The organism is Candidatus Schekmanbacteria bacterium RIFCSPLOWO2_02_FULL_38_14, assembly GCA_001790855.1.
Lineage (GTDB): Bacteria > Schekmanbacteria > GWA2-38-11 > GWA2-38-11 > GWA2-38-11 > 2-02-FULL-38-14-A.
On sequence record MGDH01000018.1, the window covers coordinates 70,168 to 93,511 of the forward strand.

Sequence of the window (23,344 nt, forward strand, 5' to 3'; positions counted from 1 at the left end):
CCGGCAGGCAAGTAATGGGGGAGAAAAGAGAGATTGCTTTGTCGCCTGCCTGCGGTAGGCAGGCTTTGCTCCTCGCAATGACATTGTCGGGGAGATTGTTATTCTGGTTTTTCTGTCCAGAAGCAGATTGAATAAGTATGCTTTGTGCTTTGTGATGTGACGTCAACTTTGATTTTCTTTTTTTCTGACTGTTGAAGTGAAAAATCTATTGCTATGATTTTTTCTGAATGGGGCAACACTTTAACTGAACCTTGTCTGATGCCCAATTCTTCAGGATAAATATTGTAAATATAGTTTTCTTCAATATCAGCATGGTTTTTTATAGAAAAAGAAAATCTGTTTTTTTCATTTTTAATAATTATTGGAAGGAGAGTGGTTGTTTTATTATTGAAAGTCTCCGCAGGAGAAAGAAAAGAAGAAATATTCTGCCTTGCAGCTTGAAGCGGTTTTGGAACTGGATTGCTTTTATCAGTTTCAACAAACACTGTATCTTGTAAATCTGTTTTCAGGTATTTCTTGGCTCCTGATATCCGGAAATAGACTTCTGTTTTGTTAAATGCAAATGATTTGCCTGTCAAAGAGTCCAGAGAAATCTGTTTAAGTCTTAGCGGAAACGGCGAACTCTCTTCGTATGGATAAAAGAATATAACAATATTGCCATTATCATAAATTCTACTGATTGATTCTGATGATTCAAGTCTTGAATGAAACTCCGGGTCTTTCCCGGTAAACCTGCGGCTCATCTCCCTGTAAGTGTAATATATCCTGTCATCAGTTTCATGTGAAGGAACAACAAAAAACCTTATAAAATATTTTCTCGCAGTCTCCTCAACATCTCCCCTTATCATTCTGATTCCATCTGAGAGTTCAAGGTCTCTGAAGTTGTATGCCTCAAATCCCATTAAATTTGCAAATGGGGCGTTTTCATAGACAAGCAGGGAATCAGGGCTTTCAGGAATAAATTTTATTGCCTGAATATAACTGTTTATCCATCCGGTTAAATCTTTGGTCCTCCAATAGGTGTACCTGATGCTGTAGAATATAATCATTAAAATCAGAATTGAGGTTCCTGTATATGAAAATAGATTACTCTGAAATAACGATTTTGAGTTCAATGCCTTTGTTATGAGCAAAGAAGGGAGTGCCATTAGCAGGTATGATATGGAAACATAAAAGGTCATTTTCAGGATTCCGTCTAAGTTCTCAAGAGGAGTGTTAAAAGGACCTGTGAATTTTAAGAATAGATAAAATATACTTCCAAGAACAAGAGTTAATATTAAAAAGGGGCTATGATGTTGAGAAGAACTATTGAAAACAGAGTCAATGGCAACAGCCATAATAATACACATCATCGGAACTGCAGGCATGAGGATTCTCGGGAAATGATGCCCCGGATTTATTATCGCAAGAATTATGTAGGAAAGAGAAAAAACAAGAACCAGCAGGTTTGGGATATAAATTTTTTTATTACTGAATGATATGTAAATAAAAAAAACAAATGACGGGAGAAAAATGAAATAGATTAATGAATAGTAATCACAGATATTTGACCACAAACCACGGTAGAAATACTCCATTGATTGAAGCCATGCAGGCATTCCAAAGTCTCTGAAAAAATATATGCCGAGTTTATTTATGCGGTAGGCAAAGAAGGGAAGAAGGAATAAAACTGAAGAAATTAAAAAAACAGAAAGGTTTTTGCTCAGGAAATCTGTTTTCTCTTTCTTTTTAAGCTTAATAATTAAATCTATAAGGAGCCAGACAAAAATTCCAATAACGATTGCCATTGAAAATGTCCTGAAGAAGAAGGCAAGGGACGCAGTAATTCCTGCAAGAACAGCAAAAGAAAATTTCTCTTTCTCTATGCTTATCAGCAGGAGAAGGGCTGAGGAGATTATTAAAAGAGATGTATATGTGTATCCCTTGCACAGATATGAGAAGATTACATGGAGAGGGAAGATAGCCAGGAAAGTGGAAGACAGAAATGCTACCCGCGGATTATAAGCTTTTATGCAAAAAATGTAGGTTATAATGATTGTGATAAGCGCAACAAGGGATTCAAGAATTTTACCAACGACTAAATGCTCACCTGTGAAGCGGTAGATAAAACCCAAAATTATTCCTGCAAGACTCGAGTCTATGCTGATCTTTCCTGTATAGGCGAATTGCCGTGCATTTAAAAGAATTACTGCCCCGTCAGTTTCTATCAGGGGTGTGCTTAAGGAATAAAAAAACCTTATAATTCCTCCAAGGAGGAGAGGGATAACAAGAGGAAAATAAATATAAGATTTATTTGAAGTCATCAAATATCAGTTTAGTCGCTTTTCTGCCAAGGTCAATACTGTTTGAGATGGTCCTGTCATCAGGGTGAAGCTGTGATGAGTCTGTCATGTATAAGCCTTTGACAGGAGTTTTTATATCAGGCATAACTTTTGAAAAACCGACTTCACATATAGGCTGGGCATATTTGTCCCTGAATACATACGCAGATTTTATATCTTTTTCCTTAAAATCACTCCTTATTGTATGGAGGTATTCTGTGTACTGAGATATGATTTTTTTATCATCCCATGAGAATCTTTCATCAGTAGAAGGAAGATACTGGGGCAGATATATTATTTTCCCGCCGTTCAGAAAAGTACAAGGATTCAGATTGGTATATTCTATGACACCTGCAAGACTTATTCTCCTGTCATTGATATTAAGCCAGAAGGTTTCAGTCAGGGGCTTTTCAGTTTTCATAAGCACACAAACTACTCCTATGGAGTCGATCTTTTTCAGGTTTCCCCAATATGTTCCGGCAAGGGATGGCAGGAGGTTCAAAAAAACAGGGGAAGGCGCAGTTGATATAACAGCATCAAATTCTGTTATCTGAGAATCTATCTTGATTCCTTTTAGTGATAGAGCAGAGGATAACTCTATTCCGGTTGCTGCAGTTCCTTTGATTATCTCTCCGCCCTTGTTGATTATTTCTTTCTCAAGCTTATCTATGAGGGTTTTTGTCCCGCCTTCAAGATAACCAAGGGTTTCTTTCTGTGTAATCCTGCTTCTTGATTTCCCTATGCGGTGTATCCTTGCCCACATCCATGCAGCAGAGAGGTTTGAGGCATAAGCTCCGAATTTAAGTCTTATAAGAGGCTCATGAAGAATCTCATAAACATTTTTTCCAAATTTTGATATAAGCCATTCAGGGGATGGAATATTTTCAATATCCTTCCAGTCGTCAGCATTTCTACTTTTTATTTCCATGAGCGCAAACCCAAACTTTAACTTTTCAACCAGTGTAAGGTATGGAAATTTTAAGAGGTCAAATGGACTTCCAAACGGGTAGAGTTTCCCATCATAAAAAAGCCCCATCTTTGTTTTTATCCATTTCAGCCTGTTTTTAAGCCCTAATTCTTCAAGCAGAGGAAAAAGAGGGTCATCACCGAGGCAGACAAAATGGTAATATCTTTCTATAAACCCGTTATCCAACGGAAAAGAACTTGCAAGTCCTCCGAGGACAGGGTTTTTTTCAAAGAGAGTTACTTTAATCCCTTTTTTCGAAAGCTCATATGCTGATGACAGACCAGCAACTCCTCCGCCAATTATACCTACTTTCAATTCTGAATAACCTTTACCTTTCGTTTTTTGTCTGAAAATGCGGGGTTAGAAAGTCCCGCCTATAAATTTAATCTGTGTAATCTTGTCCTATCAATCAACAAACAGATAATCCCATCCTCTTTTCAAGATAGATTTAAAATGCTTGGGAGTTTTTATCTCAGAAAGCATTTTTAAAAGTATTTTAGGCCTTAGATGAAATGATAAAAAAGCCTTTCTCTGAAATTTTTTAATCTCCTTTTTTGATATTCCTTTTGGAGAATATGGAACCTTAGAATAAAATAAAGATTCCCATTGGATGTTACCTATTTCTTTGCTTTGCTGCAACTCTTCAGTAGCTTCAGTTCCCGGAAGAGGCAGAAAATTGGCAAAGTGGGCTCTTTTAAGCTTTAATTTTTTTGCAAATTTAATTGTTGCTTCTATATCCTCTTTTGTTTCTGCAGGATAGCCTATGATAAAAAAACCGCTCGGCTCAAGCCCCACTTCATTTATCAAATTGACCTTTTCCTCGATTAATTTCAGGCTCAGTTCCTTTTTCATGTGGTCAAGGACTCTCTGCGAGCCTGATTCAATCCCGACAGTAAAAGCATATGCTCCTGTTTCTTTCATAAGCATAAGCATTTCACGGTCAAGGGTATTGAGCCTCAAGCCATTCGGGAAGGTGTAGCTTATATTCATTTTTCTTTCTTTTACTCCGTCACAGAACTCTTTGACTCTGTTTTTGTAGAGATTGAACATATCGTCAATTATGTGGAATTCTCTGATTCCATAGTCATTATACAAAAGTTCCATCTCGTCCAGCACATTTTTAATATTCCTCAACCTTAATTTCCTTCCCATATTGGTATATGAGGCACAGAAGGTGCAGTGGTACGGGCAACCCCTTGATGTGCTGATAGGTGCTATTGGAAAATTTTTATAAAAAGCCCCCTGAGGGTTGTCAGGATAGGTGTCTGGCTTCAGTAAATCCCATGCAGGGAACTCAAGGGAGTCCAAATCCTCTATGAATTTTCTTTCATTAACCTGTATTTTATTCCCGTCTTTCCAGATTAAACCCGGAATGTCTTTGAATGCAATATCTTCACTATTTAAAGTTTTTTTCAGCAAGAGCGGAAGATTTTCTTCTCCCTCTCCCCAAACTCCGTAATCTGCCTTATCAAGCTCTTTCAGAACTTTTTCTCTTGTTGTTGAGACATGAGCGCCCCCAATGATTATAATAGTGTCAGGATTTGATTTCCTGACAATTTCTATTGATTGCTTAACTCTGCCAAAATCAAAGGAGAAGACCTGAAACCCTACGATTTTTGGTTTTTCTTTTCTTATAAAATTTTCAAAATCTTTAAAACTGAATTTTTCCTTTATGCAATCAAGGATTGAAATATCAGAGAAACCATTTTTTCTGAGAGCACTGGCTAAATATCCCAGCCCGATTGGCGGGACAACATAATGAGTGTTGCTTATAGGGGTTACAAGCAGAATCTGCATTTATTTGATTTATTAAATTATATCTTTCTTGTTTTTAATTAGTTTTCTTTTTCAATTTTTTTTATTGCTTTGCTTAGAGTTGCTTAGAGTAGTATAATGAGTGTGTAAACAATCTGCAATAACTTTTGGTGAGTATTAAGAACCGGCACCTTTATTTGAGGTTTAAACTATATAAGAGCTTTTGATAAGCTCCGAAAAGTTACCGAATTAGTGAGCATTAACAACCGTCCCCTTTGAAATTCTTTTAAAACTTCCAGATTATTGCCCTACTGAGAGACTGTGGTAAAATGTATAACCCGGCTAGTAATCATATCATTACCATTGCCGTCAGTATCTTTTGTTTCCAGACGCAGCTCATATTCAGTACCTGACTGAAGCGGGCTATCTAAAAAATCCAGCGATGTATCGCCTGTTGACAGCTCAAATTTCTCCTCCTCCAGACCCTCAGCTTTGATATAGAGAATCAAGCCATCTATGCCACTCAAAGAACTCCATTTAATCTCAGGAGTTAAAGAAACATCTGTGTCATTGTCCTGAGGGGAGGTGATGTCAGGGGTAGGTGGAAAATCGTGGATGACACCTACCTGAAGATTTCCATACTGCTTTGGATAGAGAATAATCTGATATTTCCCTTCAGGATACTTTCGCACAAATTCTTCCTTGCTCAGCCCATCAGCTTTCAGATTGATAGCGAAGTCATTAAAATTAAATGTATTTTTTAAAACCATTGTTTTACCGGTTGGAAGCCTCAACAGGGCTTTTTGCAGTTTCTTCGTATCCTCAGTAGCAAGCTGGAACTCAATTGCATATTCCTCTTTTGTGGGGTAAACATATTTGTAATGGTCAATACCCCATTTTATCTCTTCTTTAGCTACAAGCTCAGTATTTAAAAGACCTGTCAGGAAAAGAAAAACCACGACAAAAGCTATTACAAAATTTTTTCTCATAATTTTTCTCTCTCCTATTATAATTAAGATATAAACTTAGTTTCAGATATATTCCTTTCAAAGGGTTTGATTACAGTCATAATTTAATTTAGTATAATCCTAAAAAAAAGTGTAAGTCAATAATTAATTAAAGGGGACTAAGGGGACGGTTCTCTTTTTCAGTTGATATGGCTATGATATGATGATAATTAGAAACTCATAAAAAAAAGAGAACCGTCCCCTTTAGTCCTAAGTTTACAATTAATATGGTCCTCTTCATGAAATATTCTTTAATTAGGTAGGAAAACGGTCCTCTTATTTAAACCACATAATTATTAAGAGACTTGGCTTTCTTTTATTTTTTCCATGTAGGAATAAAGAAAATCAGGACAAAAATCTGCACCTGTATCCCAAACTATTGTTCCAAGTTGTTTGTCTATACGAAAATTTTTAAATTTTTTTAAACTATTTAAAGGTTCGAAAACTTCTCCATAGAGAAATTTTTTGAAATCAATCCTTTTTTTCTTACCATTTTCAAATTCTATTTCTATGATGTATTCTTTTATATAAAGTGCATTTTTTACTTCATGCATTTTACTCCTCCCTTATTCTAAAGGTTCTATACGGAATAAAGGTTTGTGTTCCTGAGCAAGTTTCCATTCTTTCCTTAACTCATTTCGATGTAGAAATGCCCACTCAAGGACAAGAGAGATTACCCTTCTTGACAATTTCCCTTCTAATATCTGCAAATCTTCAATAGAAAATTTTGCTTTATATTTTCCATATATTGCATGGAAATGTGGTGGATGATGATCATCATAAAACATTGCAATAATTATCCCAAAGAACTCACTTATTTTAGGCATTGTGAATTAGTTTTGTATAAATTGCAGAGAATCTTTTCAAAACGGAATTTTATAAAAATTTTTATTTGAAATATATTTTACTTAAAAACTTTATAATGTAAAGGAAAAGATGACTTACTATTCATTCCTTTAATTCAAAGCCAAGATTGAATCCTGTTGTAGAATCATCAAAAGGAATTGCTGAGGGGTTTTTTACTTATGCACATGGTATTATCTTGCCGGTACATTTCCGACAAATTTCCGATAAAATATACGCCCCCCCACGGTTGGAAGTATCAGCCACAATCAGCCAACCGTCATCTGTCCATTTCTTGCTTAACCCCGAAGGGGTGACATAAACCCTATTTCTTTCTCAGTGTTCTCTGTCTGCCTGCCGGCAGGCAGGTGTCTCTGTGGTGAAAAATTATTTGGTTCTAAGCAAGACCTTATTATGATTCCTGGGAACTTTTTATTTGAGGTAGTTGCTGAAAGAAGCATGGTGAATTGAAGTGAAAAGTAACTTTTGAGAAGAAGCAAAAAGAGACGGGATTAGTGAGGGAGGACGACCCTTCCTTTATTCTCTTCTTGATTTCGCTTGTCGCGGTATAAAAACCTCTAATCTTAACTCGTCATCAATTGTAAAGTGTTCTTATTCAACAACGTCCCTCTTCTTTCCAACTTTCAATCTAATCGGTTTTGTCTTCGCTATATAATAAGTGCGCGTCGTGCTTTTGCGTGTTAGGCGAAGTGCCGTTGATGTAATCATTTCACTTTCTTGAACAGACAGTAAACAAATTCCTGTATCGTATTAAATGGTGTTGTGTGATGTTCAACCTGACTTGACATGAGACTAAAGGCGTCTCCAAGAGTCCGTTGAAGGGAAGTCGGATCGTAGCGTACAATCTCAAGACCGCTGCACTTAAGCGGGCCATTAGGGCCAAAGGTCGCGATGATGACAAAACCACCCCGGCGAACGCTGGTCTCCATTGACTTGCAGTATCCTTTGCGCTCATTTTCCCGTACCAGAAAGTGAAATACTGCTCGGTCATGCCAAACATCAAAACTGGATTCCGATAGATCAACCGCAGTAATATCGCCAAGAACCCATTTGACGGAATCGGCTCGGGAAGCGAGTCGGTTTTTAGAGTACTCTAATGCTTGCGCTGAAATGTCCAAAACAGTGATATTTGAGTACTGAAGTGAAAGCAAGTCATCAACGAGTGTGGAGGCGCCTCCACCAACGTCAATGAGTGCAGCGCCCTTTGCCACGCCTGTTCTCAGAATCAATTCGATTGAGAGGCGTAGGGAGGGCTGATACCAACTCACCGAATCAGGCTTCTTTGTTTGGTAGATTGTTTCCCAGTGTGTGCGTTTGTCAGTCATATCTGATAACTGCATTTCACCTAACTATTTCGTATTGTCAATAAAAAATTTGAGGTCTTGGAAAAAGCTCAAGACCTCTGATTGAAAAGATTTCAAGAAAATTACACAGATTTTTCTCAAATTAAATCTGAGCAAACTGAAAGCAGGTTTCACCCTCCCCTTAATCTCCTCCCATCAACAGGTTGTGTCATAACCCCAGTTTTGGTAGGCGCAGGCTTCCTGCCTGTTGGCACCTGCCTACCGCAGGCAGGGACCTGTTTCTACTTTTTGTCAAAATCTTTAGGAGAGTAGGGCCGCCTCCGTGTGTGCCATCTGAAAAATAATACCTACATTAGGGGGCATGGACGGAGCCAGCCCCTACAATTTTTCAACAAAATCTATTTTGGGGAGTTTTCGTATAAATACAAATCTATTTCTTTAAACTTTTTGTAGCTTACCTGCCTGTAGTTTTTGTCCATACAGCCCTTTAATTCCTGCGATATGGGGTCGAGGTTTGAAAGAGGGTCCCACCATGAGAGGATAAGCCAGATTCTTTTGGCATCTTTTATTGCATTGGGAACAAGCTCAGGAACAAGGCTTGAGTGGGTCCATGCAGAGCTTTGAGGATAGTTTTCAAAATTCCTTACTGCAAGAAAGCGCTGTCTTTTGCCTGAGTAATATTCAAATGACAAAAGTGTTGACCTGCACGAATGCCCTATTATGTCACCGGGCTGAAAATTTTCTTCAATGAAGTTTACAACCGGTTTTATTGGAATACGTTCGTGTTCTCCCGGCGCCTGATGGAGATAGGGGATTTTTTCGTAGAGATTGATATAACCAAAATATGAGAAAAATGAGATTATTACCAGAAGAAAAACTATCAGGGATGTTTTGAATCTTGAGATTCCAATGGATATGATTAAACAGAACAGTGGAATTAAAAAAGATATATAGCGGTCGAGGTAAACAGGGGCATATTGGGAAACAAGAAAGAGTATTGCTACAGGAAGAAAAAAGATTGATGCAGTCAGAATGAAAATGTCTTTTTTCTTATAAAGTTTAAACAATCCTGCAATAAAACAGAAGGCAAAGATGATAACAGCAGGAAGATAATTCCATCTTGGAGAGCTGAATCCAACAGAGAAGTTTTTAAAGGTGTAGAAGAAAGTCTTAAGGTCTGGCTTTGGAATCCATGTTGTTACAAAGCCTGAGGTTTTAAAAAAATGTTCATTGAGCATTATTGGGATCCATGGGGAGAAGAGGAGAAGAATAAAGATATTGGAGATTAACCATTTTTTTGTTATACTTTTCTGAAAAACTCTATTTTTCTCGTGGTCATTGCGAGCCCATGAGCTTGCCGAATGGGCGTGGCAATCTCTTTCTCCATTGCTAACATTGAGATTGCTTTGTCGCTTCGCTCCTCGCAATGACAAGTCAGGTACTTTTGCGGAACTTTCCTTAAAGACTTTGAATATCAGAAAAATGATAAATGTTATGGTTTCAATAAGAATTAACAGCATGGCATAGTAATGGGTGTAAAGGGATAAAACAGTAGAAACAACAAAGCCAGCCCACCATGAGTTCTTGTTCTCTGTAATTGATAAGATGAAAAAGCTTATTGAAAGAAAAGAGAGAAGTATAAAGAGAGAATACATCTTTACTTCCTGCGAGTAATAGATGTGAAAAGGGGATATGGCAAGGAGTAAGGAGCTTATGAGAGATGCTTTTTCATCAAAGATATTTTTTGTGAATTTATAGAGAACAAAAATTGTACCCACTCCAAATATAACAGATGGGAGCCTTAAGATAAACTCTGATGCTTTTAGCGGAGTTAAAAAGTGCAAAATGAGAAAGTATAAAGGAGGGTTGCTATCAAGTATTTTCCCGTTAAGGATATTTCTTAAATCCTCTCTCTGAAAAGCGCATAATACCTCATCAAACCATAAATCATATAAGCCGAGCCTGTATATTCGTAAAAGAGCGGCTAAAACAAGGATGGAAGGGAGTAAGAACTTTGGAGGGTTATTTCTCATAACCTTTATCTACAAAGATTTTCCAGAATCTTTTGATCCCGTATAATGGATTTTTAAAACCCTTGATTATAAATCTCAGTTTATTTGATTTGATTTCCTTTTTCTTAAGGTGTTCTTCCCATGCACAGTTAGCCATTCTCAATCCCGCTTCAAGCTCATTTTTTGTCAGATTTTCTGTTCTTATAACCGCCCTGTTATATCCATCATATTCCTCCCAGTTTTTGCTTAAAAGAAATCCCTTTTGTTCCAAGTCGTTGTAGTATTTGCTTCCCGGGAAGGGTGTTATTATCGAAAACTGGAGGGAATCAGGGTCCTGCTCTATTGCAAACTCAATAGTCTTTCTTATGCTGTCCATAGTTTCTCCGGGAAGCCCGAAAGCAAATGTGAGATGGAATTTTATCCCAAGCTCCTTTGTAATTTTTATTGTCTCTTTAACTTTTTCAAGATCCAGTTTCTTGCCACAGTTATTGACAACTTCCTGTGACCCTGATTCAACACCGTATTTCAGCGCATGAAGACCTGTGTCTTTCATTGCTTCAAGTATTTCCCTGTCAGCAGTATCTGCGCGAGCCATTATTGCCCAGGGGATTGATAAATTTCTTTTTTTAATTTCGCTGCATATTTGAAGTATTCTTGGTTTTCCAATATTAAATGTATCATCATCAAAATAAACTGACTTAAACCCCATTTCCTTTACAAGCCATTCCATCTCATCAACTACATCAACAGGATTTCTTGTCCTGTAGGAATGGTTTCCGTACATTATCTGGGGCCAGGAACAGAAGATACACTGAAAAGGGCACCCGCGGCTTGCCCACATCTGAACACTTGGACAGGGAATTCCACCGGGTGTGTCGTTATATTTTTCCATTTTCAGCAGATGCCGCGCAGGCCAGGGAAGTATGTCTAAATTTGGAATAAGCTCGCGTTCACCGGCAAAGTTTGCTTTACCGTCAGAATCTCTGAAAAAGATACCCTTTACCTTTGACAAATTATTTCTGCTGTTATCTTTAAGGGTTTTTACAAGCTCAAGGAGTGTGAATTCGTATTCTCCCTTAAGGATAAAATCTACATCCGGATTTTGTTCAAGAAACAAATTGTTGTACATGTTTGTATCAGGTCCGCAGAAAGCAATTGCTCCGTCATTTTTTAAAATCCTTCTTGTTTCTCTTGCAAATTTCAGGTCTACAGACATTGAATTTGTTGATACTTCAAAAACAGCAAGGTTGGGCTGGAAATCGCTTATTCTTTTTAAAAACTCTTCATCTGACAGGTATTCTGCAATCCCGTCAACAAGAGAAACCTCTGTCCCGTTTTTTTCAAGAAGCGCTGCTGCATAAGCCAGAAAAAAAGGGAAAGGCATATAGCCAGCGCCAGTTTTTTCAAAATGTGGCCAGCGTGAACCAGCCCTTACTCCATAATAACCCTTTTTTTTCCATGGGGCATTTCCTAAAAAGACTTTCATTATTTTATTATAGTGAGTAATTGAAAATTAAGTTAATATATCTCATTCTCGATAGACGGGGTTTTCTAACCCCGTTTTGGCGGGACAAGAATGTCCCGCCTATCAAATCTACATCACACAAACAACGGCAAATAATATTTTTCAATTATATTGTCCCAGCTAAATAACTCTTCTGCTCTTTTTCTGCCTTCTTCTCCCATTTTATTTCGCAGATTTTCATCGTCAAGAAGAAGTTCAAGCTTTTGCATTAGTTCCTCAACATTGCCCGGTTCAAACAGGAACCCTGTTTTCCCGTCTTCAACTATAAGTTCAAGACCTCCTGTTTTTGAAGCAATTACAGGTTTTCCGCAAGCCATTGCTTCAAGAGCAGTTATACCAAAGGGTTCCCGCCATACGGATGGGACAACGCATATATCCGACTTTTGATAGAGCGAAGCAAGCTCTTCATGGTTTACCCAGTTTATCAGGGAGAATTTATCACCCTGAAACCTTTTATGAAAGAGAGAAAAATACTGGTCTGTTGTCAGACAGAGTTTTATGTCGTCTCTTTTTGCAAGCAGGAGCTTGAAAGCAAGTTCCAGCACTGGAACTCCTTTTGCGTATTCAGCGAGCCTTCCAACCATGAGGATTATTTTTTTATTATCCTCTTTTTTTATCTCTTCAGGATAAAACGATTCAGGGTCAACACCTGAAGGCACTACAAGAATATTCCTGTTAATTCCTGAAAGCAAGTTTTTTAAAAAATTATTATAAACAATTATCGCCTTTGCTTCTTTTAAACTCTTTTTTAAAATATCAGGGTATTTTTTTGAAAATGCAAGCGAGCTTATGAATTCCTGCATTCTGTGGAGTTTGATTCTGTTAAAAGGATGCTCATCTTTGCGATGATTAAGAATTACTTTTAGCAGCATTTTTAATGGTGTGTCTTGTGGAAACTGGCACTTTATGCATTTTCCCGAATTTGCGAGGAAGTTATTCTCGCAGTTTTCCATGTCAAAAAAAAGTTTGTTATTAAGGCAGATTAGTTCATAAGCATAAAATCTGAAAATTTTTGGATATTCCCTTAAGGCATTTGATAAATAGGGTTTCAGAAAATAGCCGTCAGATAAGAAAATGAAGTTGGGCTTGAAAACATCAATCTCTTTTTTAATTCTTTTTGTCAAAAAATAGGGATTAAATGTAAAGCGGTTAAAAGGGATTGTTGTTACCTGAAAAGGGAGAGTTCCTTCTATTTTGCCCCTCGGAAAATACTCATTGAAAAGCGGGACAAAAAGCTTTACGTCAAATCCTCTCTTTTTAAGACCTGATGCGATTTCTTTTACATCCAGCCACGAACCTCCGGTAGGAGGCCAGTGGAATAGTAAGTCTATAAAGGCGATTTTTTTCATATCTGTTGATTATATATTTTTAAATAAAGGCATATAAAAGTTATCAATGATTTTATCCCAGTCGTACTCTCTTTCAGCTTTTTTCCTTCCTTCCTCTCCCATTCTGATTCTCATATCCTCATTTTCAAGAAGAATCTCAAGTTTTTGCATTAATGAGCGGACATTTCCCGGCTCAATGAAAAATCCGTTTTTTCCATCTTCTATAATTTCTTCAAGCCCTCCGATTTTTGAAGCAATTACAGGTTTTCCGCAAGCCATTGCCTCAATTGCAGTTATTCCAAAAGGTTCCCTCCATGTAGATGGCACAACGCAAATATCAGAATTATTATAAAGCAGAGGCAATCTGCTCTGAGGAACCCAGTCTATGAATATAAAATTATTTTTTTCTTTTTCTTCTAAATTATTAATTTCAAATTCCGGGTCTGCTGTAAAATAAAGCAGAAAATCGTCTCTTTTCCTGAGAAGCTCTTTGCAGGCATTTCTCAATACTGAAAAGCCTTTGGGAGAATATGAGGTGCGTCCGGTCATCAGAATCACCTTTTTCCTGTTTTTAATTTTCTGCTCAGGCTTGAAGGTTTTTGTATCTACCCCTGAAGGAAAAACCATTATATTGTCATTTATTCCAGCTAAAAGCGATTTCAGATAGTTGTTATAAACAATTATCCCATTAGTTTTTTTAAGGATTGACCTTACTCTTTCCGGATAGGAGGAAAGAAATGAGAGGCTTGCAATAAATTCCTGTGAAAGGAGAAGATAAAAAGGGTCTGTTTTTTTATTCATCAATATTTTTGCAAAAGCCTTTATCACACCGTTATTCTGGAACTTGCACCTGATACATTTTCTGTAATCAAGGAAGAGGCTGTTATTGCAGTTCTCACCTTTTTCATTGATTAGATTGTATGTTATGCATAATATTTCATATGCATAAAAGCGGAAAAAGGTATTGTATCCTGAGAATGCTGAAAGAACCCACGGTTTCAGATTGTATCCATCAGCAATATATACGAAGTCAGGTTTGAATTTATCTACCTGTTTTTTTATTTTCTTTGGCAAATGGTAAAAATTAAAAGTGAATTTATTGAACGGAATGGTTTCAACCGGGAAGGATGGTTTTGCTTCAATTACACCCCTTGGCAGGTATTCTGTAAAATAAGGCGCAAATAATTTAACATCAAATCCTCTTTTGCGAAGCCTTGAAGCAACTTCTTTGATGTCAAGCGAGGCACCTCCTGAAGGGGGCCATCTGAACATCAGGTCGATAAAAGCTATTTTCTTTGCCATTTATAGTTAATTAATTGTGTAATATGAATAAATGTAATTTTCAAATTATACCAAATATAAATATTAAAGGGTGCTACTATTTTTATACTGCAGAATAAATGAATTGCAAAGAATCTTTTTTCGGATGGAATTATTATTAGAGCTAAGTTAACAAATCATAAACTTTGACATAAGACAGAAAAAGTGCCCGTTTTATTGCTCTCTTTATACCTTTTCCCCATGGGATTTTTATATATTTTCTCTTTGTTTCCATATCCTGATTATATATGGAACTGTGGATAAGTCCCATCTGGGCTAACACAAGAGCTGAGAACGCACAATACTTCAGGCTTTTCTTTAAGCTGATATTTAAAAATTCTGCAAGGTCATGCGCTATTTTTTCAAGAGTATCATTACCACTGCAACGGATATAAAAAGATGACAGGAACTTCATATACTCAAACTGTTCCCTGAATCTTTCCCTTCTTGGCAGGGAATAGGATGCAAAGTTCCACATTCCTCCCCACGCGGCAGTAACACAGACAAGATAATCGTTTGGTGTGAGTTTCCTGCAAGTTTTTTCAGGAACATCATCAAGAAGAGACCTTGGTATGAAATTTATGTTGTGGTGAAAACAATCATCCCAGCTATCAACAAGACTGATTCCAAGCTGGCTGCTTTCATCCATTAGTTGTGTTTTTGGATACGCAGTAGAGAACTGCCCGATGTAGACAGGGAAGGGGAGCGGATGAAAGTATTCAATCCATCCAAGGTTTGAGAGCATTTTGTCAATAAATTGCGCCTGCAGATAATATCCGGTAATCGTTTCGCCCGGATTGAAAGCCATGTACGTGAAAAGCGGATACATGCCTGCATCTTTCTGATACTTTGCAATATCTTCAATTACTGCTAAGCTTTCCTCTTTATGAATCTGCATGAATGTATTGGGATTTGCACTTTCAATTCCTACCTCCAATCCGATACAGCCTGATTTTGCCAGGAGCTTGATAAGGTCCTTATTTTTTTCAACATGAGATGCACGGGTCAAACCAGTCCATTTGATATTGAGATTTTCTTTTAATATTCCTTCGCAAAGCCCAACAACATAATTTCTGTTGAGTAAAAAATTATCATCCCAGAAATGGAATTGGGGTATCTGAAATTTTTTTATAATCATTTTCAATTCTTCAAGTACATTTTCAGGGCTTCTCCATCTTACCTCTTTTCTCCACATAATAGGGGATACACAGTATGAGCAATTGTATGGACATCCCCTTGAACCTATGACAGGCATCCTTTTGCCTCCAACAACGTGAAGGGGGGTTGTGTAGTATTCCATTGGAAGAATGTCCCATGCCGGAAAGGGGATGCTGTCAAGGTTTTTTATCATTGAGCGGTTCGGAGTTCTTTTCATTTTTCCATCTTCTTTATAGGCTATTCCCTCTATATCCTTGAAGGATTCTTTATTATTCAATTTCTTGATAAGCTCAAAAAATGTAATCTCACCTTCATGAAGTACACACGCATCTGCATATTCAACTGCCTCTTCAGGACATAGAGAAGTGTGAACACCGCCATAGGCAAGAAAAACATCAGGAAGTTGTGCCTTTATTGCCCTTGAAAGAGTGTAAACAAATGGGGCCTGGGCTGTCCAATAGGTAATTCCTATGAGGTCCCACTTTTCTTTGCAGATTTCACGCATAGTTTGTGAATAGGTAAGATTCTTAACATGGGAGTCCAGAACCTTTATTTCAATGCCGGGAAGATTTTTCAAAAGGAATGAAGCCAGATAACCAAGACTCAGAGGTAAAATTCTTTTGTGCCTTTCATTGCACGGCAAAGGAGGATGGATTAATAAGATTTTCATAATTAAAGCTTCCTTTCAAGCTCCTTGAACACATTAAAAAGCTGCTTGCCCAGAACATTCAAACAGTACTTCTGCTCTATCTTTTCTCTGGCTTTGTCTCCCATCTCTTTTCTGAGGGATGGGTTTTTTATCAAAGTCTCTATTTTGGAAATGAACTCTTCTTTGCTGCTTGCCAGAAAACCATCTTTACCATCCTCTATTACATATTTTATTTCTCCAACCCTGCTTGCAACGGTTGGAATCCCCATTGACATAAATTCAAAAAGCTTTGTCGGGCTTTTTGAATTAATCCAGAAATTGTCTTCCTGTATTAAAGGGATTAATCCAATATCAACTGAGGATAGAAAATCAGGCATGCTTGACGGTTCAATCCAGTCTATTACCTCAATATCATCATTTTTATAAACAAGGTTGATGATTTCTTTGACTCGGTGCATATACTGGCCGCTGCCGACTATTTTGAGCTCTATATCTTTATTAAATCTTTTAGCCTGAGAGAAGCAGTGGAGGAGAAAAAGCATATTGTCAAATATCACATCTCCCCAGACTATTCCGACCCAGCAGAATCTGATTTTTTCTTTTCTGGTGTTGTTATCTTTTTTCCTGAACTTGTTTTCATCTACACCTGTCGGAATGTAATATACTTTTTTTGAATATTTTGACAAGGAATCTTTTAATGTATTGCTCGAAGCTACACAGGCAATAGCATTAGATGCTACGGTTTTCAGAATATTTTCATAATCTGATGAATTGATATTTCCAAATTTATCAGAACCTGCTGCATAGCCCAGAAAAAACTTATTGAGCAGCCTGTTCCTGTAAAGAGAGCAGTACTGGGCATCCCAGTCGTCGCAGTCAAGGATGTACCTGTTTCTTCCAATTCTTGATAGAAACAGGGGAGCAGAGGCGTGAAAGAGCACTTTTTGAATATAGAAAACATAATCTTTTTTTTGCATTAGACTTAAAATAGCCTTCAATGTCAGATAGACCTTATTCAAATCTTTCAAATCATACATTATTTCTTCTGTGTAATGGGATGGAGCAATATGGTCTTTGAATGAGAGGACTTCGGCATCTATCCCCAGCTTTTTAACTGCTTCAGCAAAGTGATAACATCTTACTCTGACATGGGGATAACTGTATCCGCTATGTCCAATAAAAACTACTTTCATTGTTTAAGGCTTTCTATATCTTTTATTATTGAGAACAGTTTTTTACCCAGCGCAGGGAGAGAAAATTCTTTTTCTGCTTTTTTTCTAGCCAATTTAGCCATATTTTTTCTGAACTCATAGTCCTTTACAAGAATTCCCATTTTTTTTGTAAAATCTTCTTTATCATTTCCTAAAAAACCGTCAATACCGTCCCTGATGATGTTTGGAACTTCTCCAGAGTTTGTGGAAACTGTTGCAAGCTCCATTGCCATATATTCAAATAATTTTGTCGGGCTTTTTGCCTTCATCCAGATTTCATTGGGCTTGTCAGGTATAAGAGGAAGAAGTCCTATATCTACAGTTGACAGCACTTCCGGCATACGGTCTGGCGGTATCCAATCCAATAAATCGATTTTGCATTCTGAATATGTTTTTTTTACAACTTCTTTTACTTTGGAATACCATTCTCCATCAGCAACAATTTTTAAAGATACATTTTTATATTCCTTGCTGAGTACAGAAAAGCAATCGAGAATGAAAACAATATTATTGTAGATAACTTCTCCCCATATCAGCCCTGTCCAGATAAAATTCACTGAATTTGTCGAATTATGTGAGATTCTTTTAAATCTTTCCGTGTTTACTCCTGTTGGAAGATAGAAGACATTATTATTATATTGAGAAAGGTACTCCTGTAGATGTCTGCTTGCAGCAATGCAGGCTGATGCTTTTTGAGCAAAATTTCTTGTTACTGTTTCTGAATCATGTCCTTTAAAGAAAATATTGTTTAAAATTTTTCGTTCAAAAAGAGGGGAACGGTCAATATCCCAGTCATCATAGTCAAGGATGAATTTTGTTCCTGTTAAACGGCTTAAAAGGAAAGGAGCTCCTGAATGATAATGAACTTTCTGAATATAGAAAATAGATTTTCTGTCCTTGAAAAGCTTAGCCATCGCGTTAAAATTGAGGCGAAGTTTTTCCTTGTCGCCAAGATTTAGCATCTCTATTCCGGTGTATTGCGGGGCGAGGTGGTCCCGGAATGAAAGGACTTCTGTTTCCATGCCAAGCTTTCTGAGCTCTTCTGCAAAATGAAAACACCTCACCCTGGTATAGGGGAAATCATAGCCGTTAATTCCTATAAAAATTGTTTTCATCTGGTTTTAAGCCTTTGCGCCATAATTATTCAGGTTTGACTGAGAATTTTCCGGAAAAGTAATTGTATTTTCCGGGAGCGTATGTCTGTCTGCTGTAATTATTTTCCTTCAGGCACTGAAGGACTCTTCCCTTGTAAGCAGGATTGGAATTTATAATGTTGGCTTCGTATTCTTCGCTCAGTGATTCAAAATCAAAGGTAACTGACGGGTATTCTGTTCCGTCAGATTTAAAGCCTAATAATTTAATAAAAGATTTAGCAGCTTTTGTTGAATATACCTTTTCCCAGTCATCATTAATATTTTCGCGAAAACTCTCAGGCATAGTTCCTTTTTTTTCTCCTAGTGATTCCCATTCAGTATATTTATCAGAAAGCATTATGTTAGCCTGTTCTTTTGCAATATTAACCGGCTCAGTAACCTCCATCTCTATATTCCATGAGATTTCCCTTTCTCCGCAAATCTTCATTTCCCATGTCTGGGATACAGGAAGCCCTCTCCATTTGCCTCTTGCCAAGATTCTTTTTTCGTCCCTTTCCACTACTTTCCAGTCAACCTGAGTGGAATCAAACCATTTTACAAAAGAACGCAGTGATGTATATCCTGAGAGTCCCTTGGTTATTTCAACATCTTTCCAGAGGAAAATGATTCTTCCGTTGTTAAATATTAAAGTTAAATCTTCCAGCTCCATTCTTGCGATCCCTCTTTTTTCGCCTATGAATAGCCAGTATCTTGATATGACCTTATCCGGGTTTCCTTCTGCGGCTACTTCACCTCTGTCAATAAGTATAACCCTGTCACAAATATGGCGGACAATATTCAGGTCATGTGATACAAAAATGAGAGTTTTTTTCTGTTCCTTGAATTTTTCAATTGTCCTGAGACATTTACCCTGAAATGATTGGTCTCCAACAGCAAGCACTTCGTCAATAAGCAGAATATCAGGGTCCACGTGTATAGCCACTGAAAATCCGAGTCTCACAAACATACCTGAAGAATATTTTCTCAGTGGCATGTCAATGAAATCTTCGATTCCTGAGTATTCAACTATCTGGTCAAATTTTTCATTTATTTCTTTTTTTGATAATCCCAGGATGGTTCCGTTCAGATAAATATTTTCCCTTCCGGTAAGGTCATGATGGAAACCTGCTCCAAGCTCTAAAAGTCCTGCCACCCTTCCTTTTACTGATACACTTCCACGGGTTGGAACAGTTACACCACTTAACACTTTAAGTATTGTAGTTTTTCCGGAACCGTTGTCTCCAATAAGCCCCACAGATTCCCCCTGTTCTACCTTGAAGCTTATATCTTTTAAGGCAACAAACTCCTTAACCTTTTTTCTTTTTAAAAAACCGAAGATGATATCTTTAACAATCATTTTTCTTTCGTGATGGATAAAATAGCTTTTCTTAATATTATTTAGTTCGATTGCGGCCATATTGACTTCTTTCAGACAAGGTCAGCAAAGACCGGTTCAATCCTTTTAAAAATTACATATCCTATCAGACAAACAGCCAGAGTTGTAAAAGAGGTTTCCAAAAACATATAGAAATCAGGCGGTAATCCTTCAAGAAGAACCCTTCTATAGGATGTAATGATACCCGCCATAGGATTTAAAAAATAATAAGTTTTTAACCTTTCAGGGACCATGGTTACCGGGTAGAATACAGGTGTTGCATAAAACCACATGAGGAGGGCAGCTTCAACAATATATCTTATATCTCTGTAGTAAACATTTAAACTTGAAGTAAGCAATGATATGCCAATGGTGAATAACACCTGAAGGGCTATAGTAACAGGAAGGAATAAAACCATATATGTCAGTCTTATTTTAAAAAATAATAGAAATAGAAAAAGAATTATAATCGAAAAGAAAAAATTTATCAGGTTTGCAGTTACAATAGAAATTGGAATTATCTCTCTTGGGAAATAAACTTTTTTAATCAGGTTAGAATTGTCTACTATGGAATTGGTACATGAGGAGAGAGATAGATTAAAGAAAGCCCAAGGGATTAAACCTGTTAATACAAAAACGGAATAGGGCTGGTCTGTTTTAATTCTGAAAAAAATTGAGAATATAACTGTTAATACTATCATCATGAGAAGCGGGTTCAGAATAGCCCAGAGAAAACCAAGGGCAGCAGTTTTATACCTTACCTTTAAATCTTTTTTTGCAAGATTGTAAACAAGTTCAATATAGTGAAACTTTGATACTGTTTTAATCGGGTTGTTAATTGTCATTGCCGTAATTTCTGAAAAGAGGGAGATAATCTCTCTGGATTATGATATCCCATTCATATTCAGCTTCAACTTTTTTTCTCCCTTCCTTGCCCATTTCGGTTCGCAGTTTATCATCTCTGAGAAGAATATCAATTTTCTCAGAGAGCTGGTTATTGTTGCCTGGCTCTACAAGGAACCCTGTTTTTCCATCATCAACAATGTCTTTGAAAACCCCAATATCTGATGCGATTACAGGCTTTCCGCATGCCATCGCTTCAACAGCCCTCAATCCGTTGCTGTCAGGCTTTACATTGGGATGAACTGTAATATCCGACATCTGATAGAGTTCCGGCTGTATTCCTTTTCTTGACTGAAAGAAAAACAGGTAATTGTTGCTTTTGAACCTGTCTGAACGAATCGGCTCGAAAAAATCATCATGAATCAGAAGTATTTTTACATTGTTATTTAATAACGCCTCAACTGCGCTGACAAATGCAGGGAATCCATGCTCTAATCCATCAAGTCTCTCAGGCATAAATATTCCTTTATACTTTTTCATAGCTTCTTTGCCGGGATAAAAGTATTTTGAATCAACTCCATGATGTATTATTTTTATATTTGAACTATATCCATCCAACAGGTTTTTTGCAAAACTATTTGAAACTATCACAGATTCAGCCTTTTCGAAACTTTCTTTTATTGTTCCTATATATGAATTCCTGAAAGCAAGGGATGAAAAAAATTCATGGGCTAAGTGATAAAAACGGGTGCTGACATTGGGGCGAAAAAAAGTGTTTATAAAATTTTTAAAAATATTCCCTTTGAAATAACATTCAATACACTGGTCTGGATTTTTTAAAAATAAATTGTTGCATACGGACATATTGTTATTAAACAGAGTTGTTTTGATACATAGGATTTCAAATGAGCAGAGCTTTAGAATAACAGGGAAATCCTTAAAGAATTCCATTACAATGTGCGGTTTTAAAGAATATCCATCCCATATAAAAACATAATGAGGGCTGAATTTTTCAATTTCTTTTTTCATCCTTTTTGCCAGAAAATAAAAGTTGAATGTGAACCTGTTAAATGGAATGGGGGTTGTTGGAAAAGGAAGGTTTGATGTTATGACACCTCTCGGAAGGTATTCTGTAAAACAGGGATAAAACAGATTTATTTTATATCCGTGTTTCTGCAAACGTGAAGCAACTTCTTTCAGTTCCAGAGATGAAGGAACCCATTGGGGCCAGCAGAAAGTAAGGTCTATAAAGGCTATTTTAGTCATATAAAAAGTGGCAGATAGTTTTTTTCAATTATTCTATCCCAATCATATTCTTTTTCTGCTTTTTCCCTTCCGGCATTTCCCATTTTTAGCCTCAGTTCCCTATTATCCATCAGGATTTCAAGCCTATTCATCAATTCTGTAGTGTTCCATGGCTGGATAACATACCCTGTAATGCCATCATCAACGATATTCTGAAGCCCTCCAACTCTCGTGGCTATTACAGGCAGTCCTGATGCCATTGATTCTATAGCCATAATTCCAAATGGTTCCTGCCAGACAGAGGGCACAACACAGATATCAGACTGGGAATAAAGCTTTGTTATTGAGTTCTGACCAAGCCAGCCTGACAGAACAAAGTTATCATTCCTTAAACGGATTCCGTGAAATTTAGCAAAGGAATCATTAGATGTAAGAAGAACTTTAAAATCATCCCTCTTGATAGACAAAAGCTTTACTGCTGTTTCAAAAAAGGGGAACCCTTTGACAAGGTCTACCATTCTCCCAGGGGCAAAGATAGTAATTTTGTCAGAATCTTTTTTCCCTTGCCTCTCAGGAATGAAGCTTTTGGTGTCAACGCCTGAAAGTGTAACCCTGATATCGTTGTTGAAGCCGGATATCAATCCCTTAATAAAATCATTATAGACTATAACGGTTTTAGAACTTCTCAATGCGTTTTTTACAAGCTCTGGATATGATTTTTTAAAAGCAAGAGAGAAGAGAAATTCGTGCCTGTGATGGAAATCTGAATCTCCCATATTGTAATTTAAAATTATTTTAGCTGTTTCTTTGTAGATTTCAGATTCCGGGAATTGGCACCTGAGACACTTTTCTCGGTCAAGGAGGAGGTTGTTTTCACATAGATTTTCATCTGTGCAGTAGAGCCTGTACATGATGCAGAGAATTTCATAGGCGTAGAACCTCCAGATAACCGGGAATTTTTTGCTCAGCGATGAGACTATGTGAGGCTTTAAATAATAACCGTCTCCAAAAAACACATAATCAGGTCTGTACTCTTCAACTGCCTTTACTATCCGTCTGGCGGCAGTAGAAAAATTGAAAGAGAACCTGTTAAACGGGATTTTTACGACAGGGAAAGGAAGCTCTTCGCTTATGACACCGCGCGGATAATAGTTGGTAAAAAGCGGAACGAATAGTTTTACATCAAACCCCTTGTTTTTAAGCCTCTCTATTATATTTTTGATGTCAACAGAGGAACCTCCTGTTGGAGGCCAGCGGAATACAAGGTCTATAAAGGCTATTTTAGTCATATGATGAAATCAGGCAGTTAATTATTAGCTCATAGTGA

General features: G+C 37.2%; 20 protein-coding genes. 1 reads left to right on the plus strand and 19 read right to left on the minus strand.

The window, feature by feature from the left end; all coding sequences use genetic code 11:
- Window positions 1–98 precede the first annotated feature (98 nt).
- The 8 genes from A3H37_00690 to A3H37_00725 all read right to left on the minus strand — a co-directional run bounded on the left by A3H37_00690 (window position 99) and on the right by A3H37_00725 (window position 8,239).
- Entirely contained in the window at window positions 99–2,303 is a 2,205-nt protein-coding gene (locus A3H37_00690) for a hypothetical protein (GenBank protein OGL50255.1), read from the minus strand.
- A complete protein-coding gene (locus A3H37_00695) occupies window positions 2,290–3,603 on the minus strand; it encodes a hypothetical protein (GenBank protein ID OGL50256.1) in 1,314 nt (437 codons plus the stop codon). Before A3H37_00695 ends, A3H37_00690 begins: the two co-directional genes overlap by 14 nt.
- A 90-nt stretch (window positions 3,604–3,693) precedes the next feature.
- On the minus strand, window positions 3,694–5,085 hold the full coding sequence (locus A3H37_00700) for a hypothetical protein (protein ID OGL50257.1): 1,392 nt from the start codon (window positions 5,083–5,085) through the stop codon (window positions 3,694–3,696).
- Between the two features lie 266 nt (window positions 5,086–5,351).
- A complete protein-coding gene (locus A3H37_00705) occupies window positions 5,352–6,032 on the minus strand; it encodes a hypothetical protein (GenBank protein OGL50258.1) in 681 nt (226 codons plus the stop codon).
- Between the two features lie 314 nt (window positions 6,033–6,346).
- Window positions 6,347–6,604: a hypothetical protein gene (locus tag A3H37_00710; protein ID OGL50259.1), complete on the minus strand. Its 258-nt coding sequence runs from the start codon at window positions 6,602–6,604 to the stop codon at window positions 6,347–6,349.
- A 12-nt stretch (window positions 6,605–6,616) separates the two neighbouring features.
- On the minus strand, window positions 6,617–6,877 hold the full coding sequence (locus A3H37_00715; protein ID OGL50260.1) for a hypothetical protein: 261 nt from the start codon (window positions 6,875–6,877) through the stop codon (window positions 6,617–6,619).
- 315 nt (window positions 6,878–7,192) lie between these two features.
- Window positions 7,193–7,393: a hypothetical protein gene (locus A3H37_00720; GenBank protein ID OGL50261.1), complete on the minus strand. Its 201-nt coding sequence runs from the start codon at window positions 7,391–7,393 to the stop codon at window positions 7,193–7,195.
- Between the two features lie 225 nt (window positions 7,394–7,618).
- Window positions 7,619–8,239, minus strand: coding sequence for a methyltransferase (locus A3H37_00725; GenBank protein ID OGL50262.1), 621 nt, complete (start codon window positions 8,237–8,239; stop codon window positions 7,619–7,621).
- 81 nt (window positions 8,240–8,320) lie between these two features.
- Between A3H37_00725 and A3H37_00730 the strand changes: the two genes are divergently transcribed.
- Window positions 8,321–8,530, plus strand: coding sequence for a hypothetical protein (locus tag A3H37_00730; protein OGL50263.1), 210 nt, complete (start codon window positions 8,321–8,323; stop codon window positions 8,528–8,530).
- A gap of 86 nt (window positions 8,531–8,616) precedes the next feature.
- Here the strand turns inward: A3H37_00730 and A3H37_00735 are convergent, their stop codons facing one another.
- The 11 genes from A3H37_00735 to A3H37_00785 all read right to left on the minus strand — a co-directional run bounded on the left by A3H37_00735 (window position 8,617) and on the right by A3H37_00785 (window position 23,306).
- Window positions 8,617–10,251 (minus strand): hypothetical protein, encoded by a 1,635-nt coding sequence (locus A3H37_00735; protein OGL50264.1) that lies wholly within the window; start codon window positions 10,249–10,251, stop codon window positions 8,617–8,619.
- Complete coding sequence (locus A3H37_00740; GenBank protein ID OGL50265.1) at window positions 10,241–11,716, minus strand: hypothetical protein; 1,476 nt, start codon at window positions 11,714–11,716, stop codon at window positions 10,241–10,243. The genes A3H37_00735 and A3H37_00740 overlap by 11 nt, the downstream gene beginning before the upstream one ends.
- A gap of 113 nt (window positions 11,717–11,829) precedes the next feature.
- Window positions 11,830–13,104, minus strand: a complete 1,275-nt coding sequence (locus A3H37_00745) for a hypothetical protein (GenBank protein OGL50266.1) — start codon at window positions 13,102–13,104, stop codon at window positions 11,830–11,832.
- Between the two features lie 9 nt (window positions 13,105–13,113).
- Window positions 13,114–14,355 (minus strand): hypothetical protein, encoded by a 1,242-nt coding sequence (locus tag A3H37_00750; protein ID OGL50267.1) that lies wholly within the window; start codon window positions 14,353–14,355, stop codon window positions 13,114–13,116.
- A 172-nt stretch (window positions 14,356–14,527) separates the two neighbouring features.
- Window positions 14,528–16,231, minus strand: a complete 1,704-nt coding sequence (locus tag A3H37_00755; protein OGL50268.1) for a hypothetical protein — start codon at window positions 16,229–16,231, stop codon at window positions 14,528–14,530.
- 2 nt (window positions 16,232–16,233) lie between these two features.
- Window positions 16,234–17,403 carry a hypothetical protein gene (locus A3H37_00760; GenBank protein ID OGL50269.1) on the minus strand — a complete coding sequence of 390 codons (1,170 nt, stop codon included), beginning with the start codon at window positions 17,401–17,403 and terminating at the stop codon, window positions 16,234–16,236.
- Window positions 17,400–18,536: a hypothetical protein gene (locus A3H37_00765; GenBank protein ID OGL50270.1), complete on the minus strand. Its 1,137-nt coding sequence runs from the start codon at window positions 18,534–18,536 to the stop codon at window positions 17,400–17,402. The genes A3H37_00760 and A3H37_00765 overlap by 4 nt, the downstream gene beginning before the upstream one ends.
- A gap of 25 nt (window positions 18,537–18,561) precedes the next feature.
- A complete protein-coding gene (locus A3H37_00770) occupies window positions 18,562–19,971 on the minus strand; it encodes a hypothetical protein (protein OGL50271.1) in 1,410 nt (469 codons plus the stop codon).
- An 11-nt stretch (window positions 19,972–19,982) separates the two neighbouring features.
- Window positions 19,983–20,774 (minus strand): hypothetical protein, encoded by a 792-nt coding sequence (locus tag A3H37_00775; protein ID OGL50272.1) that lies wholly within the window; start codon window positions 20,772–20,774, stop codon window positions 19,983–19,985.
- Window positions 20,764–22,038, minus strand: a complete 1,275-nt coding sequence (locus A3H37_00780; protein ID OGL50273.1) for a hypothetical protein — start codon at window positions 22,036–22,038, stop codon at window positions 20,764–20,766. The genes A3H37_00775 and A3H37_00780 overlap by 11 nt, the downstream gene beginning before the upstream one ends.
- Window positions 22,035–23,306, minus strand: a complete 1,272-nt coding sequence (locus A3H37_00785; protein ID OGL50274.1) for a hypothetical protein — start codon at window positions 23,304–23,306, stop codon at window positions 22,035–22,037. Before A3H37_00785 ends, A3H37_00780 begins: the two co-directional genes overlap by 4 nt.
- Between the last annotated feature and the right edge of the window lie 38 nt (window positions 23,307–23,344).